15 protein-coding genes are annotated in these 14,379 nt (G+C 64.3%); 11 read left to right on the forward strand and 4 right to left on the reverse strand.

The window, feature by feature from the left end:
• Positions 1-211 precede the first annotated feature (211 nt).
• Complete coding sequence (locus tag ACTJKX_RS14790) at positions 212-1,069, forward strand: slipin family protein (protein WP_311943299.1); 858 nt, start codon at positions 212-214, stop codon at positions 1,067-1,069.
• A gap of 67 nt (positions 1,070-1,136) precedes the next feature.
• Here ACTJKX_RS14790 and ACTJKX_RS14795 read toward each other — a convergent pair whose 3' ends face one another.
• Positions 1,137-2,015: a LysR substrate-binding domain-containing protein gene (locus ACTJKX_RS14795; protein WP_311943301.1), complete on the reverse strand. Its 879-nt coding sequence runs from the start codon at positions 2,013-2,015 to the stop codon at positions 1,137-1,139.
• 204 nt (positions 2,016-2,219) lie between these two features.
• On the opposite strand from ACTJKX_RS14795, the gene ACTJKX_RS14800 reads away from it, so the two are divergent.
• Positions 2,220-2,528 (forward strand): DUF1127 domain-containing protein, encoded by a 309-nt coding sequence (locus ACTJKX_RS14800; protein WP_311943303.1) that lies wholly within the window; start codon positions 2,220-2,222, stop codon positions 2,526-2,528.
• 105 nt (positions 2,529-2,633) lie between these two features.
• On the opposite strand, the gene ACTJKX_RS14805 is transcribed toward ACTJKX_RS14800, so the two are convergent.
• Entirely contained in the window at positions 2,634-3,320 is a 687-nt protein-coding gene (locus tag ACTJKX_RS14805; protein WP_440725713.1) for a DUF937 domain-containing protein, read from the reverse strand.
• Positions 3,321-3,451: 131 nt separating this feature from the next.
• Positions 3,452-4,855: an MATE family efflux transporter gene (locus ACTJKX_RS14810; RefSeq protein WP_440725714.1), complete on the reverse strand. Its 1,404-nt coding sequence runs from the start codon at positions 4,853-4,855 to the stop codon at positions 3,452-3,454.
• Between the two features lie 201 nt (positions 4,856-5,056).
• Here ACTJKX_RS14810 and ACTJKX_RS14815 point away from each other — a divergent pair, with 201 nt between their 5' ends.
• Positions 5,057-6,697 carry an acyl-CoA dehydrogenase family protein gene (locus tag ACTJKX_RS14815; RefSeq protein WP_440725715.1) on the forward strand — a complete coding sequence of 547 codons (1,641 nt, stop codon included), beginning with the start codon at positions 5,057-5,059 and terminating at the stop codon, positions 6,695-6,697.
• 86 nt (positions 6,698-6,783) lie between these two features.
• Here ACTJKX_RS14815 and ACTJKX_RS14820 read toward each other — a convergent pair whose 3' ends face one another.
• Positions 6,784-7,326, reverse strand: coding sequence for an invasion associated locus B family protein (locus ACTJKX_RS14820; RefSeq protein ID WP_311943311.1), 543 nt, complete (start codon positions 7,324-7,326; stop codon positions 6,784-6,786).
• 366 nt (positions 7,327-7,692) lie between these two features.
• Between ACTJKX_RS14820 and coxB the strand changes: the two genes are divergently transcribed.
• The 8 genes from coxB to ACTJKX_RS14860 all read left to right on the forward strand — a co-directional run bounded on the left by coxB (position 7,693) and on the right by ACTJKX_RS14860 (position 14,292).
• A complete protein-coding gene (gene coxB, locus ACTJKX_RS14825; RefSeq protein ID WP_376717756.1) occupies positions 7,693-8,559 on the forward strand; it encodes a cytochrome c oxidase subunit II in 867 nt (288 codons plus the stop codon).
• A 33-nt stretch (positions 8,560-8,592) separates the two neighbouring features.
• Positions 8,593-10,239: a cytochrome c oxidase subunit I gene (gene ctaD, locus ACTJKX_RS14830; protein WP_311943313.1), complete on the forward strand. Its 1,647-nt coding sequence runs from the start codon at positions 8,593-8,595 to the stop codon at positions 10,237-10,239.
• Positions 10,240-10,439: 200 nt separating this feature from the next.
• Positions 10,440-11,363: a heme o synthase gene (cyoE, locus tag ACTJKX_RS14835; RefSeq protein ID WP_440725779.1), complete on the forward strand. Its 924-nt coding sequence runs from the start codon at positions 10,440-10,442 to the stop codon at positions 11,361-11,363.
• Positions 11,360-11,605, forward strand: coding sequence for a hypothetical protein (locus ACTJKX_RS14840; protein ID WP_068291626.1), 246 nt, complete (start codon positions 11,360-11,362; stop codon positions 11,603-11,605). The genes cyoE and ACTJKX_RS14840 overlap by 4 nt, the downstream gene beginning before the upstream one ends.
• A 1-nt stretch (position 11,606) precedes the next feature.
• Positions 11,607-12,227, forward strand: a complete 621-nt coding sequence (locus ACTJKX_RS14845) for a cytochrome c oxidase assembly protein (protein WP_311945270.1) — start codon at positions 11,607-11,609, stop codon at positions 12,225-12,227.
• Positions 12,228-12,258: 31 nt separating this feature from the next.
• The gene (locus ACTJKX_RS14850) at positions 12,259-13,095 is read left to right on the forward strand and encodes a cytochrome c oxidase subunit 3 (protein WP_311945272.1); all 837 of its coding nucleotides are present in this window, start codon (positions 12,259-12,261) and stop codon (positions 13,093-13,095) included.
• Between the two features lie 67 nt (positions 13,096-13,162).
• Positions 13,163-13,540 carry a DUF983 domain-containing protein gene (locus ACTJKX_RS14855; RefSeq protein ID WP_440725716.1) on the forward strand — a complete coding sequence of 126 codons (378 nt, stop codon included), beginning with the start codon at positions 13,163-13,165 and terminating at the stop codon, positions 13,538-13,540.
• Positions 13,537-14,292: an SURF1 family protein gene (locus ACTJKX_RS14860; RefSeq protein ID WP_068291620.1), complete on the forward strand. Its 756-nt coding sequence runs from the start codon at positions 13,537-13,539 to the stop codon at positions 14,290-14,292. Before ACTJKX_RS14855 ends, ACTJKX_RS14860 begins: the two co-directional genes overlap by 4 nt.
• The last annotated feature ends 87 nt before the right edge of the window (positions 14,293-14,379 follow it).

Consider the following 14,379-nt stretch of genomic DNA (forward strand, 5'->3'; position numbering starts at 1 on the left):
GGTTCCGGGCGCTGCCGGCACTCCTCTTTAACTGCGCGGCAGCGATGGCCATATGCAGGTTGGGACTGCGGCCCCGGCCCGCCATGCTCGGGATTGCTCCGCCGTAGTGCTTTGCTCCCGACAGGGTCACCAGGACCCGCAGGATGCGGCGGAACCAGGAACTGGCGCCAGGAGGCGATGACGCCTCCACGCCCGCTCCGGGAGTATCGCCATGAACCCCATCACCCTGTTCGCCACGAGCATTCTCGCCCTCGCCGGCGCAGGCTCGGCCTATCTCGGTCAGTACTGGCTTGCCGGTGTCCTGTTCCTGCTCGCCCTCATCGTTGCGGCTTCGCTCAAGATGGCCAATACCTGGCAGAAATTCGTGGTGCTGCGCGCCGGCAATCTGCAGGGCGTCTACGGACCCGGCCTGTTCGCGATCATTCCGGTCATCGACAATGTCGTCGCCGTGATCGACGAACGCATCCAGACCACCGCCTTCAACGCCGAGCAGGCCCTGACCCGCGACACCGTGCCCGTCAATGTCGATGCCATCATCTTCTGGCATGTGCATGATGCCGAGAAAGCGGCGCTGGCGATCACCCATTACCGAGAGGCGATCGACCGCGTCGCCCAGACCTCGCTGCGCGAAATGATCGGCGCCTCGATGCTGTCCTCCCTGTTGTCCGATCGCAAGGCGGCCGACGAGCGCTTGCGCGACGTCATCGGCGGCAAGACCGCCGAATGGGGAATCACCGTGATGTCGGTGGAGATCCGCGACGTCGCCATCCCTGTGGCCCTGCAGGATGCGATGTCACGCCAGGCCCAGGCCGAGCGGGAAAGAGAGGCACGCGTCATCCTCGGCTCGGCGGAAGCCGAAGTCGCCAGCAAATTCGTGGAGGCGGCCGAGACCTATGCCAGCCATCCGGCCGCCTTGCAGCTCAGAGCCATGAACATCATCTACGAAACGACCAAGGAGCGGGGCGCCACCATCCTGATCCCGACCACGATGGTGGACAGCCTCAATCCCGCCTCGGCCCTGGTCCTGGCGAACCAGGGCTCGCCGAGCCCGCTGAAAAGCGCGGCTTGAGCACACCGCCGATCCGGGAAAGAGGCTGTCGGATCGACGGCTCCTCGCCTCATCCAAACCGGCAGCTTTATTCCGCCGCTTCGTTCTGCGCCAGATTGTCGAGGCTCTGGATGATCAGGCTGGCGAGCGCATCGGTCAGCGAAGTCTGCTCGCGCCAATTGCGCACCAGCCCGATCTTGCAGGAGGGCAGCGGCGGGAAGCCGTCGGTGGGACCGAGGACACGCATGCCCGGCTTCAACGCGCTCTCGGGCAGCACCGAGACCGCCAGGCCGGCAAGGACCATGGCGCCGACCGCGGTCGAATTCCAGCTCGAATAAAGTACGCGATAGCTGCGATTGATGGTTTCGAGCTTCTCCTGCGCCGCCTGCCGCCAGCCGCAGCTCGGACGGCCGAGCGCAAGCGGCAGCGGCGTCTCGGTATGGACCTGATGCCGGCTCGAGGTCACCCAGAGCAGGCGCTCATGCCGCACGAATTCGGCTGCTCCCTTGTGCTCGACATGGGTGATGATGGCGAGGTCGAGATCATTGGTGTTGATACGTTCGATCAGCATCGGCGTCGGTTCGCAGACGATGGTCACCTCGACCCTGGGGTTGGCCTGCGAGAAGCGCGCCATGATCTCGGGCAGGTAGCGGTCGGCGTAGTCGTCGGGAATGCCGATGCGCACGCGCCCGGTCAACTCGTTCTGGGAAAAGGCGCAGACCGCGTCCATGTTGAGCTTGACGATGCGCCTGGCATAGTCGAGCAGCTTGTCGCCGTCTTCCGTCAGCCTGGAGGCGCGACCGTCCCGCTCGAAGATCGGTTTGCCGATGCGCTCCTCCAGCCTCTTCATCTGCATGGAGACGGCGGATTGGGTCTTGAAAACGATGTCCGCGGCGCGGGTGAAGCTGCCCGTTTCGGCGATGGCAATGAAGGTCCTGAGCTGATCGATATCCAACAGCACTGCCATGGCCACCCTCGCCTCGCTATTGCCTGAGGTGCGTGCCTCCACGCGCCATCAAGGAGCACGATAACAATCGCTTATGCTGAACATTAGAAACATTCGTTGGATTGATCAATGCCGATGTTTCATAGTGTTACTGTTCAGTATTGGTGATGAGTGGAGCGTTCCATCCGGGAGCGCTGCATCACCGGCCGCCCGATGGAGAATCCGATGAACAGCGTCGTCGTCAACAGCCAGTCTTCCTCTCTCGTCTCGACCCTCACCGAGATGGTGCGCGCTGTATTCGGCAAGATCGCCAGTCTCGCCGTCGCGCTTCACAACCGCCGGGAAATCAACCAGTTGGCCGCTGCGGATGCAGCGATGCTGCGCGATCTCGGCCTGACGCCGACCGACGTCGAAGGCGCCCTGTCGCAGCCGCTCTGGCGCGATCCGTCGGCCCAGCTCGTCGCGGCGCAAATGGACTGGCGCTGCTCGGCCAAGGCCGCCAAGCATGACAATTTTGTCGGTCTGCACGCCTGATGCCCGACCGGCACGACTTCTGGCCGCTTCCCCTGCGGCAGAACGCCCCGGAAGCGTGACTTCCGCACCTCAGCCCGCTTCGCCTGAAGCGGGCTTTTTCGTGGGCTACTTCTTGCCGAACCAGCTCTCCAGGAGCGACTGCATCGCATCAGCCTGCGCCTTCTGGATCTGGCTTCCCGCTTCGAGCATCTGATCCATTACCGCCGCCGCGTCATTTCTGGGAACCGGGGCCGGGCTCGGCATCAGGAACGGCGCCCATAACGCTGCCAATGCGCTGTTGTCGAACCAGGGAGCCGGCTTGGGCTGAGACGGCTGGAAAGCCCGCATCATGGCTTCGACCATGTCGCCCCACGGATTGCTGGGCGCCGGCGCCCCTGCCCGCGCCAGGCCGCTGACCAGGATGGACGCCACCGACGGCAGCATCGCGGCGATCACCGGGGCGGCGACGCCGCTCTGCAATGCGGCGAGCTGGGACAGAGCCTTCGTCATCTCGGACGTGCCGAACAGAGCTGCCATCACGCGCTGGCCCTGCTGGGTCGCCTGCTGTGTGAAGGTCAGGGCCGCATCCTGGAAGCTGTCGACCTGCGGCACTCCCGACAAGCCGAAGAAATCCGGCGGTTCGGAAGCCGTCTTCGCCTTCTCCACCTCTCGCTTCAGGCCGAGCGAAAAGGCCGGCATCAGCGCCTCGGCCGCCGCCAAAGCCTGCTTCTGGCTGAGCTCGAAATGGCGGGCCAGATTGTCGATCGCCTGCCCGTTCTGCGCGGTGTTCAATAGATCGAAAAGTGTGTTCATGCCGCTTCCCATGCCACCGCCGCCGCGGCCCTAAAGCGTCTTGCGATCTGGCGGAATCGCCAAGAATCGCAAAGACGCGTCGAACCAAAGAGTTAGAGCAAATGAGCGTTTCGGTCCAAACGCGCTTTGCTCTAGGCCTGTCCGGGGACCTTAAGCCACCGCAGCGAGCGGTAAGCCCACCATACACCAAACACGCCGAAGATCACGGCGCCAAGCCCCTGTCCGGCCAATGCCCCCTCCGCTCCCCAATATTTTGCGCCAACCATGGCAAAGGGAATGGTACCGAGCGTGGCCTTGCCCCAATTTGACAGGGTCGCGGCAATCGGAAAGCCGAGATTGTTGAAGGAAGCGTTGGCAACGAAGAGCAGCCCGTGGAAGACCCACGATCCCGCCGCGAACAGGCAGAAAAAGGTGATGAGCTGGGCAGCCTGCGGATCGACGATGTTGAACAGGCGGATCACCAGCTGGTGCGCGGCCGCCAGCACCGCCCACACGACCAGCGCATAGATCGTGGTGAAGGTGAAGGCATCGGTCAGGGCACGGCGCACGCGGTCGAGTCGACCGGCACCGTAGTTCTGCCCGAGAATCGGTCCTACGACGCCTGAGAGCGAGAAGATGCCCCCGAAGCAGAAGGCGATCAGGCGCCCCATCACGGCATTGCCCGCCACGGCGCCGTCGCCGAAGGGGGCCAGCACCGCCGTCATGTAGCCATTGGCCACGGGGGTCGCGAGATTGGCGAGCATGGCCGGCCCCGCGATCGCCATGATCGGCCCGGTATCGGCGAGCGCCTCGCGCAGCGACAGCCGGCCCACCAGATCATGCACGCGGGAAGCGCCATACCAGCCAACTCCAACGGTAACCAGCCGCGAGATCACGATGACGATCGCCGCCCCCTCGACACCGAGGCCGAACCACAGGATGAAGATCGGATCGAGGATCGCAGCGGCGATCGCCCCCGACAGCGTGACATACATCGAGCGCCTGGCATCCCCGACGGCACGAAGCACGCCGGAAAGCGCCATGCCGCTGCCCATGAGCACGCCGCTCGGCACACTGATCTGCAGGAAGATGGTCGCCAGCTCCAGCGTGCGGCCGGTCGCGCCCAGCTGCGTGAGCAGCCAGGGAATCAGCGGAAAGGCAACTGCCGCCACCAGCGCGTTGATCAGGATCATCCACACCAGGATGGAAGCCCCGTAGCGTCGCGCCAGCTCGCGATTGCGGGCCCCCAATGCGCGTGAGCACAGAGCACCCGCCGAGATCATCACGCCGATGCAGATCGAGGTCGCCAGGAAGAGCACCGCCGCGCCGTAGCCAACCGCGGCCGTCGCCGCGGTGTCGCCGAGATGGGCGATGTACCACAGGTTGATGAGGTCGACGGCGAAGACGGACATCAGCCCGATCGAACCCGTCGTGGTCATCACCACGACATGGCGCATGATCGAGCCGGTCACGAATTTCGCCGTCGGCGACAGGGCGGCCGGCTGCACCGACACCTCGGCGGGCGCGGCATCGTCGTCGGCTTGGGGATGGCGCATTTTCAGTCCAATTCCTGGGAATGCGGACCTCGTTGCGGCATTCGGAAGAAGGCCGGACGATCCGCACGCCCCGTTGCCCATGGTGGGCGAAGGGCATCGATATAGGCCGATATCCTGCGGCGGAAAACCCCTGCCCTCCCTTCCCCCCTCGCCAGCGGTGCTCCCACGCGATAGTTTGACCCGCAGTCAGGAAGCCACGCCATGATTGCGCAAGAGCCGATCGCCGACCTGCCGACCCATCAGGTGACCAACCAGGTCCCGCCTTTGCTGGACTACAACCTGTTCGACAGCGACCCCGGGCTGCAGGCTGCCCTGGAGCGCGAAGGCGCCAGCTGGGCACGGGACGCCGCGAGCGCCTTCGGGGCCTCGATCGGCAGCGCCGAAGCGATCGCGCTCGGCGAGGCCGCCGGCCGCCACACGCCCGAACTGCATAGTTTCGACCGCTTCGGCCAGCGCATCGATCATGTCGAGTTCCACCCCGCCTATCATGCCCTGATGGCATGCGGCCTGGAGGCCGGCATCCATTCCCTGCCGGCCTCGGGGCGTTCCGGCGGCTTCGTCGCCCATGCCGTCCTGGAATATATGCTGACCCAGATCGAACCCGGCGTGTGCTGCCCGATCACCATGACCGGCGCCAGCCTGGCCGTATTGCGCCAGGCGCCGACTCTCTTTGCACAATGGGGCCCACTCATCCGAGCCAATGCCTATGACGGCTCGGCCCGGCCGGTAGCCGACAAGGGAGCGGCGACCATCGGCATGGCGATGACGGAAAAGCAGGGAGGCTCCGATGTCCGGGCCAACACCACCCGCGCAGCCCCCCTCGGTGAAGACTTTTACGAACTCACCGGGCACAAATGGTTCTGTTCGGCCCCGATGTCGGATGGCTTCCTCACCCTGGCGCAGGCCCTCGGTGGGCTCAGTTGCTTTTTCGTGCCGCGCTGGCGGCCGGACGGCACCCGCAATCCCATCTTCATCCAGCGCCTCAAGGACAAGCTCGGCAATCGCTCCAACGCTTCGGCCGAGATCGACTATGCCGGTGCCCTGGCCTGGCGCGTCGGCGAGGAAGGACGCGGCGTCGCCACCATCATGGCCATGGTCAACCAGACCCGGCTCGACGCGGCCCTGGTCTGTGCCGGCATGATGCGCCAATGCGCGGTACAGGCCGTACACCACGCCGCCCATCGCCGGGCTTTCGGCAAGCTCCTGATCGAGCAGCCCCTGATGCAGCCCGTCCTCGCCGACCTGGTGGTCGAGGCGGAAGCGGCCACCATGCTGGTCATGCGAGTCGCCCGGGCCTTCGATGCCGATACGCCTGAGGAAGCTGCCTTTGCGCGGATCGGGGCGGCCATCGCCAAATTCTGGGTGACCAAGCGCCTGCCCAATCTCAGCTACGAGGCACTGGAATGTCTCGGCGGCAACGGCTTCGTCGAGGAGGGACCGCTCGCCCGTTTCTATCGCGAGGCGCCCGTCAACGCGATCTGGGAGGGCTCCGGCAATGTCAACGCGCTCGACGTGCTGCGGGCGCTCGCCAAGGAGCCCGCGACCGTCGAGGCATTGCGCAGCGAATTGGAGGCGGCACGGGGTTTGGATCCGCGCTACGATGCGTTCGTCGCAGCCATCCATAAATCCATGCGTGCCGACGGCTTGCAGGAAGGCCTGGCCCGCCGTCTGGTGGAAGATCTCGCTTTGGCGCTGGAAGCCTCGCTTCTGCTCCGCCACGGCCCTGCACCGATGGCCGAGGCCTTCATCGCCGGCCGCCTCGCTGGCGGCATGCGTGGCTGCTACGGCGCCCTCCCTGCCGGCCTGAACCTGCGGCCGATTCTGGATCGGGCGACAGTATAAGGCACCCTTGGAGGGTCAATCTCCGGATCGACCCGGCACCGTCGAGATCCACGAAAGGTCGATTCGGAGATCGACCCTCCAATGCCTCATTTCAGCTTGTCGAAACCTTCGCCAAAGCCCTTCAGGGTCAGCGGAATGCCGATGCCCTCTTCCGGTGTCTGGAAGATGATGAAGGTGGCTTCCTTACCGGTACGCAGCATGCCGATCTGGGAATCGTCGAGCACCACGTCGGCCAGGCACCCCGTCGGCAGGCAGCGCACGAAGGCGGCGCGGCCGACATCCTTGCCGTCGATCTTGAGGCCAAGGCCGGACGGCAGGAGCACGCCGAGCGGCGCGATCACCCGCAGCAGGCGGCTCTTCTGGTCCGCGGTGCGCAGCACCAGCACCGAGAGGGCCACATTGGGGCGATCGGATGCGGTGACGGCCTGCACCAGCGCGCATTGTTCCTGCTGGGCCCCCGGCGGGGTATCGCAGCGCACCTGCCAATTGTCGTGGGTCGAGCGCAGCACGCCGAGCTGATCGGTCTGCTGCGCCGCGGCAGGACCGCCAAGCACGGCACCGGCCAGCAGGCCCGCGAAGGAAAGGCCGGCTACCCGCCGCAGCGTGGTCGCAAGAGCATGTTTCAGCATGTGTGCCAACAAGTTACATCCTCGCCGAATCAGGGCCCGCAGGCCCGGTTTGGATTTCAGTCGCGACGGGTAGCAGACAGGCCCTGACTGTCAAGCACGGCGCCGCAACGGTGTTCCACCCAGGTTGACGGCACATCATGGCGCTTTCGCGCCCAATTGCCGCACAAACCGTGGACGTCGAACCATTGCGATGCGCTGTGGATTGTGGTTTTTGAGTGACCGTGTGCTTTACATGAGTTCCAATCCGTGAAATCTGCGCGCCAGAGAGTTTTGCGCGATTGGCGCTCCCGACCGGTAACGAGCCAAGAGGCGTACCACGTGCCGTATCGGCTGCGTCGTGTCGGCGGGGAATTGGAGAGAAGGCGGATGGCTTTCCAGGCTAGGAAGAAAATGGGCGGGGTGGCACTGTCATCGCTGCTGTGGGGCCTCATGATCGGCACGGCCGGTGCCGAAGAGGCCGCCAAGGGCGGCCTCGGCGAGCCGCAGCCCTGGCAGATGGGCCTGCAGGAACCCGCCACGCCGGTCATGGAATATATCAACTGGTTCCATACCTATGTGATGTGGTTCATCGTACCCATCACCCTCTTCGTGATGGTCCTGCTGCTCTACGTGATCGTCCGCTTCAACAAGAAGGCCAATCCGGTCCCCTCCAAGGTCACGCACAACACCATCCTGGAAGTGGCATGGACGGTGCTGCCGATTCTGGTGCTGGTGTGCATCGCCCTGCCCTCGTTCAAGCTCCTCTACATGGAGGAAGTGATTCCGAAGGCCGACCTGACCATCAAGGCGACCGGCAGCCAGTGGTACTGGGATTACGAATATCCCGACAATGGCGACATTTCCTTCTCCTCCACCATGGTGCGCGACCTGCCCATGAGCGATCCGCTGCGCCTGCTCAAGGTCGACAACGAGGTCGTCGTGCCCGTGAACAAGACGGTGGTGGTGCAGGTCACCTCCAACGACGTGATTCACTCCTTCTCGGTGAACTCCTTCGGCATCAAGATCGATGCCATTCCCGGTCGCCTGAACCAGACCTGGTTCAAGGCCACCCGCGAAGGCATGTATTATGGCCAGTGCTCGCGCCTGTGCGGCCGCGACCATGCCTTCATGCCGATCGCCTTCCGCGTGGTGAGCGAGGAAGAGTTCCAGAAGTGGGTGGCCAGCAAGAAGACTGCAATGAACGGCGCCGCCCCGGACAAGGTCGCAGCCGCGACCTCCGTCGTAGTAAAGTAATGGCCTGACGGCTCGACTAAAGGATTGAATGTGATGGCCACTGCCCACAACGCATCGGCGCATGGGGATCATGCCCAAGATCCGCATGCCCATGACGCGCATGATCATCCGACCGGCTGGCGCCGTTATGTCTATTCGACCAACCACAAGGACATCGGCACGCTCTACCTGATCTTCGCGCTCGTCGCGGGTATCATCGGCGGCCTGCTGTCGGTGGCGATGCGCGCGGAACTGATGTTCCCGGGCCAGCAATTCTTCACCAACCCCTACACGTTCAATGCGTTCGTGACCGCGCACGGCCTGATCATGATCTTCTTCATGGTCATGCCCGCGATGATCGGCGGCTTCGGCAACTGGTTCGTGCCGCTGATGATCGGCGCGCCGGACATGGCCTTCCCGCGCATGAACAACATCTCGTTCTGGCTGCTGATCCCGGCCTTCGGCCTTCTGATCATCTCGATGTTCGTGCCCGGCGGCCCCGGCGCCGACGACCTCGGTGTCGGCACGGGCTGGACGGCCTATCCGCCGATGTCCTCGATCAAGGGCACGCCCGGACCGGCGATGGATTTCGCCATCCTGTCGCTGCATCTGGCCGGCGCTTCCTCGATCCTGGGCGCCATCAACTTCATCACCACCATCTTCAACATGCGCGCACCCGGCATGACGCTGCACAAGATGCCGCTGTTCGCCTGGGGCGTGCTGGTTACCGCCTTCCTGCTGCTGCTGTCGCTGCCCGTTCTCGCCGGCGCCATCACCATGCTGCTGACGGATCGTAACTTCGGCACCGCCTTCTTCGATCCGGCCAATGGCGGCGACCCGATCCTGTGGATGCATCTGTTCTGGTTCTTCGGTCACCCCGAAGTCTACATCATGATCCTGCCGGGCTTCGGCATCGTCAGCCACATCATCTCGACCTTCTCGCGCAAGCCCATCTTCGGCTATCTCGGCATGGCCTATGCCATGGTCGCCATCGGCGTCGTCGGCTTCGTCGTGTGGGCCCACCACATGTACACCGTCGGCCTCGACGTCGACACCCAGGCCTATTTCGTGTTCGCCACCATGGTGATCGCGGTGCCGACCGGCGTGAAGATCTTCTCCTGGATCGCCACGATGTGGGGCGGCTCCATCGACTTCAAGGCGCCCATGGTGTGGGCGACGGGCTTCATCTTCCTGTTCACCGTCGGCGGCGTCACCGGCGTGATGCTGGCCAATGCCGGTGTCGACCGCTCGCTGCACAACACCTACTACGTGGTGGCGCATTTCCACTACGTGCTGTCGCTGGGCGCGGTTTTCTCCATCTTCGCGGGCTGGTACTACTGGTTCCCGAAAATGTTCGGCTACGTTATCCCTGACTGGATGGGCCAGGTGCATTTCTGGATCGCCTTCGTCGGCGCCAACATGCTGTTCATGCCGCAGCACTTCCTCGGCCTCGCCGGCATGCCCCGCCACCTCGTCGACTACAACCCGGCCTTCGCAGGCTGGAACCTGGTCTCCTCGCTCGGTGCCTTCATCTTCTTCGGCGGCGTGATCTGGTTCCTGGCCATCAACTTCTATGCGGTCTTCGTCCGCAAGGAGCAGGCGGCCGCCAATCCCTGGGGCGAAGGCGCCACCACCCTGGAATGGACGCTGTCCTCGCCGCCGCCCTTCCACCAGTTCGAGACACTGCCCCGCATCCGCTGAGCCCCTCGAACGCATGAGCTTTCGGGAGGGCGGCCGTTTCGACGGCCGCCCTCCCGCCTCCAGCAAACAGGTTTTCTTCTCGAGCGTTTCCCCGAAGGCTCGAGAAGAAAACCGGCCCGCAAGGGCCTCCGGCCAAATGCTCTCAGACCAAGCATCTCCTGTCTGGCCGGCTCGACGAAAAGGAACGTTCTTTGACCGATATCGGCATGCCCATCCAAGGCGAGGCTGACGATGCTGTTCCCGTGATCAGCATCGCGTCGGTTGGCGATTTCCTGGCTTTGCTCAAGCCGCGCGTGATGTCGCTCGTGGTGTTCACCGCCCTCACCGGCATGGTCGTGGCGCCCGGCCCGATCCATCCGGTCATCGGCCTCGCCGCCCTGATCGCCATCGCGGTCGGCGCCGGCGCCTCGGGCGCCCTCAACATGTGGTACGACGCCGACATCGATGCCGTGATGTCGCGTACACGCAACCGTCCGGTTCCAGCCGGCCGGGTCAGCCCGGGCGAGGCGCTCGTCTTCGGCATCATCCTGTCCGGCCTGTCGGTGCTGGCGCTGGGCGTCTTCACCAACTTCCTCGCCGCGGGCCTGCTCGCCTTCACCATCTTCTTCTATGTCGTTGTTTACACGATGTGGCTGAAGCGCTGGACGGTGCAGAACATCGTGATCGGCGGTGCGGCGGGCGCCCTGCCCCCGGTCGTCGCCTATGCGGCGGTGACCGGCACGGTAACCGTGGAAAGCCTCGTGCTCTTCGCCCTGATCTTCATGTGGACGCCGCCCCATTTCTGGGCTCTGGCGCTGTTCAAGTCGGGCGACTACGAAAAGGCCGGCGTGCCGATGCTGCCCGTGGTGGCGGGAGACCACGAGACCCGCCGCCAGATCCTAATCTACACCGTGCTGCTGGCTCCGATCGGCATGCTGCCCTGGCTGCTCGGCTATGCGCATTGGAGCTATGGCGTGGTTGCGGGCCTGGGTGGGCTCGGCATGCTCTGGCTTGCCATCGACATCTGGCGCAAGCCCGGCGACATGGGCCCAGCCAAGCGCATGTTCGGCTACTCGATCCTCTATCTGTTCGTGTTGTTCGCCTGCCTGCTCGGCGAGGCGCTGGTGATGAGGGTCCTGGCATGATGGCGCATCATCTTTGGTTCATCGGACCGGCCCTGATCATCCTGCTGCTGATCATCCTGTTCCGTCCCCTCGCCTATCAGCGCCCGCCCAAGGACAGCTGGGTCGCCAGGCTGCCAGCCGACCAGGCGCGTAAGCTGCACTGGCGTTCCATCGCGATCGCCGCCGCCCTCATCGCCTTCGTGCTGCTCGTCTATGCCGTGAGCTTCGTCAAGGGCCCCGGCGTGCTCGACAAGGGGTTCTAGAATGGCTGGAACGCCCGACAAGCCCTCCTCTTCGCGCCCCAAAGTCGGCAATGGCGTGATCGCGGTGTCCTGCATCGCGTTCGTGGCATCGATGGTCGGTGCGGCCTATGCTGCCGTGCCGCTCTATACGCTGTTCTGCCAGGTCACCGGTTTCGCGGGAACCACGCGCGTTGCCGAGGCCGCCCCGGGCCAGGTCCTCGACCGCAGCTTCGAGGTGCGCTTCGATTCGAACATCAACCCGGCCCTGCCCTGGAAGTTCGAGCCCGAGCAGCGCTCGGTGACGGTCAAGGCCGGCGAGGTGAAGACGGTCTATTACAAGATCACCAACCTCTCGCAGGAAACCACCTATGCCGCGGCCGCCTACAATGTGACGCCGCAGGAAACCGGTGCGTATTTCTCGAAAATCCAGTGCTTCTGCTTCACCAACCAGAAGCTGGGGCCGGGCGAGAGCCAGGAATTGCCGGTGGTCTTCTTCGTCGATCCCGCGATCGACAAGGTCGACTATCTTGCCGGCGTGCACACGATCACGCTTTCCTATACCTACTATCCGGCCAAGCCTCCCGTGACTCCGCTCGCGGCGGCCGAACCGAAAACCGACACGTCGAGCAAACCGCAGTTATAAGTTCCCGGGCGACCGGCATCTGGAGAAAGCCATGGCTCAGACCAAGAACCATGATTACCACCTCGTCAATCCGAGCCCGTGGCCGTTCGTCGGCTCGATGGCGGCTTTCATCCTGGCCATCGGCCTGATCACCTGGATGCACAAATATTCCTACGGCCCGCTGGTGTTCGGCGTGGGCCTGATCGGCGTGCTCTACACCATGCTGATGTGGTGGTGGGACGTCATCAAGGAAGCTTCCGAGGGCGATCACACCCCGGTGGTGCAGCTGCATCACCGCTACGGCATGATGCTGTTCATCGCGTCGGAAGTGATGTTCTTCGTCGCCTGGTTCTGGGCCTATTTCGACGTCGCCCTCTTCCCGGGCGATGCCGCCGAGGTCGCTCGTACCACCCTGACGGGAGGCGTCTGGCCGCCCAAGGGCATCGAGACCCTCGATCCCTGGCATTTGCCGCTCCTGAACACGCTGATCCTGCTCACCTCCGGCACCACGGTGACCTGGGCCCATCACGCCCTGCTCGAGGGCGACCAGAAGGGCCTGAAGAACGGCCTGATCCTCACGGTCGTCCTCGGCCTGATCTTCACGCTGTGCCAGGCCTACGAGTATGCCCACGCGCCGTTCTCCTTCTCGGGCCACATCTACGGCTCGACCTTCTTCATGGCGACGGGCTTCCACGGCTTCCACGTGATCGTCGGCACCATCTTCCTGGCGGTCTGCCTGCTGCGCGCCAATCTGGGCCAGTTCACCCAGCGCCATCACCTCGGCTTCGAGTTCGCCGCCTGGTACTGGCACTTCGTCGACGTGGTCTGGCTGTTCCTTTTCGCCTGCATCTACATCTGGGGTTACGGTCCCGGCGGCGTGCACGGCTGAGCCGCCTTCATACGATCAACGAGGCGGCCGGGATTCCCCGGCCGTTTCCTTTTAGGGCTCCCCAATCATGTCGCAGGATCAGCACTACGCTCCGCTTTCGCCCTTCCAGACCGGCTCGCGCGGCAGATGCCCGCGTTGCGGCCAGGGCAAGCTCTTCGACGGCTTCATCCGTCTCAAGCCGAAATGCAGCGCCTGCGGCCTCGACTACAGCTTTGCCGATTCGGGCGACGGGCCGGCCGTGCTGGTCATCCTGGTCGCCGGCTTCATCCTGCTGGGCGCAGCCGTCTATGTCGAATTCACCTTCTCGCCCCCGGTCTGGGTGCACATCATCCTCTGGCTGCCGCTTTCCCTCGCCGTTTGTCTCGGATTGCTGCGCTGGATGAAGGGCGTACTCGTCGCCCTGCAATATACCAACAAGGCGGCCGAGGGCCGGTTGGAAGAATGACGACGTCCGTGGTCTCCTCGCGTCCGCGCTCGCTGGTGGTGCTGACGATCTCGATGCTGGTGATGGGCGCCTTCCTGGTCGGTCTCGGCATCTGGCAGCTCGAACGTCTGCAATGGAAGCTCGGCCTGCTCAAGGAGATTGCCGACCGCACCACCGCGGCTCCCGTTGCTCCGCCCCCCGAAGCCGATTGGCCGCGCCTGACGCGGGACGGCCTCGAATACCGGCATTGGCAGGTCTCGGGGACCTTCGACCACGCCAAGGAGATCCGCTCCTTCACCAACCTGCCCGATGCCAAAGGGCAGTTTCGCGGCGTGGGCTACTGGGTGCTGACACCGCTCATCCGTCCCGACGGTTCCACCATCCTGGTCAATCGCGGCTTCGTGCCCGAGAACGCCAAGGATCCCGCCAGCCGCCAGGCCGGGCAGATCGCCGGTCCCGTCACCATCACTGGCCTCGCCCGCTGGACGGAAGACCGCAATCTCTTCACGCCGGCAGACGATCCTGCCACCGGCAACTGGTTCACGCGCGACATCGCCGGCATTGCCAAGGCCGAGGGGCTGACGCGGGTCGCACCGTTCTTCATCGATGCCGATGCCAGCGCCCCCGGCGGCCTGCCCGAGGGCGGAGAAACCATTCTCACCTTCCCCAACAACCACCTGCAATATGCGCTGACCTGGTTCGGTCTCGCCCTCGGTCTGGTTGGGGTCTACATCGCCTTCGTCCTGCGCCTGAGGCGCAAACCGGCGGGATAAGGACGGCGCCGCTGGGCAAGCAGAATTTCCCGGCGAGGGCCGCGAACGGGTCTCGCCGGGAAATTCTGCAAATATTTGATATCTTGC

This window comes from Labrys sp. 22185, from assembly GCF_052045555.1.
Taxonomy (GTDB): domain Bacteria; phylum Pseudomonadota; class Alphaproteobacteria; order Rhizobiales; family Labraceae; genus Labrys; species Labrys neptuniae.

What these genes read in the sequence shown, in the direction of transcription:
- ACTJKX_RS14855 (WP_440725716.1), top strand. Translation starts at nt 13,163, where the DNA reads ATGTCGCAGGATCAGCACTACGCTCCGCTTTCGCCCTTCCAGACCGGC.
- ACTJKX_RS14845 (WP_311945270.1), top strand. Translation starts at nt 11,607, where the DNA reads ATGGCTGGAACGCCCGACAAGCCCTCCTCTTCGCGCCCCAAAGTCGGC.
- ACTJKX_RS14810 (WP_440725714.1), bottom strand. Translation starts at nt 4,855, where the DNA reads ATGCGCCATCCCCAAGCCGACGACGATGCCGCGCCCGCCGAGGTGTCG.
- ACTJKX_RS14850 (WP_311945272.1), top strand. Translation starts at nt 12,259, where the DNA reads ATGGCTCAGACCAAGAACCATGATTACCACCTCGTCAATCCGAGCCCG.
- ACTJKX_RS14805 (WP_440725713.1), bottom strand. Translation starts at nt 3,320, where the DNA reads ATGAACACACTTTTCGATCTATTGAACACCGCGCAGAACGGGCAGGCG.
- ctaD (WP_311943313.1), top strand. Translation starts at nt 8,593, where the DNA reads ATGGCCACTGCCCACAACGCATCGGCGCATGGGGATCATGCCCAAGAT.
- ACTJKX_RS14840 (WP_068291626.1), top strand. Translation starts at nt 11,360, where the DNA reads ATGATGGCGCATCATCTTTGGTTCATCGGACCGGCCCTGATCATCCTG.
- ACTJKX_RS14790 (WP_311943299.1), top strand. Translation starts at nt 212, where the DNA reads ATGAACCCCATCACCCTGTTCGCCACGAGCATTCTCGCCCTCGCCGGC.
- ACTJKX_RS14815 (WP_440725715.1), top strand. Translation starts at nt 5,057, where the DNA reads ATGATTGCGCAAGAGCCGATCGCCGACCTGCCGACCCATCAGGTGACC.
- coxB (WP_376717756.1), top strand. Translation starts at nt 7,693, where the DNA reads ATGGCTTTCCAGGCTAGGAAGAAAATGGGCGGGGTGGCACTGTCATCG.
- ACTJKX_RS14795 (WP_311943301.1), bottom strand. Translation starts at nt 2,015, where the DNA reads ATGGCAGTGCTGTTGGATATCGATCAGCTCAGGACCTTCATTGCCATC.
- ACTJKX_RS14860 (WP_068291620.1), top strand. Translation starts at nt 13,537, where the DNA reads ATGACGACGTCCGTGGTCTCCTCGCGTCCGCGCTCGCTGGTGGTGCTG.
- ACTJKX_RS14800 (WP_311943303.1), top strand. Translation starts at nt 2,220, where the DNA reads ATGAACAGCGTCGTCGTCAACAGCCAGTCTTCCTCTCTCGTCTCGACC.
- ACTJKX_RS14820 (WP_311943311.1), bottom strand. Translation starts at nt 7,326, where the DNA reads ATGCTGAAACATGCTCTTGCGACCACGCTGCGGCGGGTAGCCGGCCTT.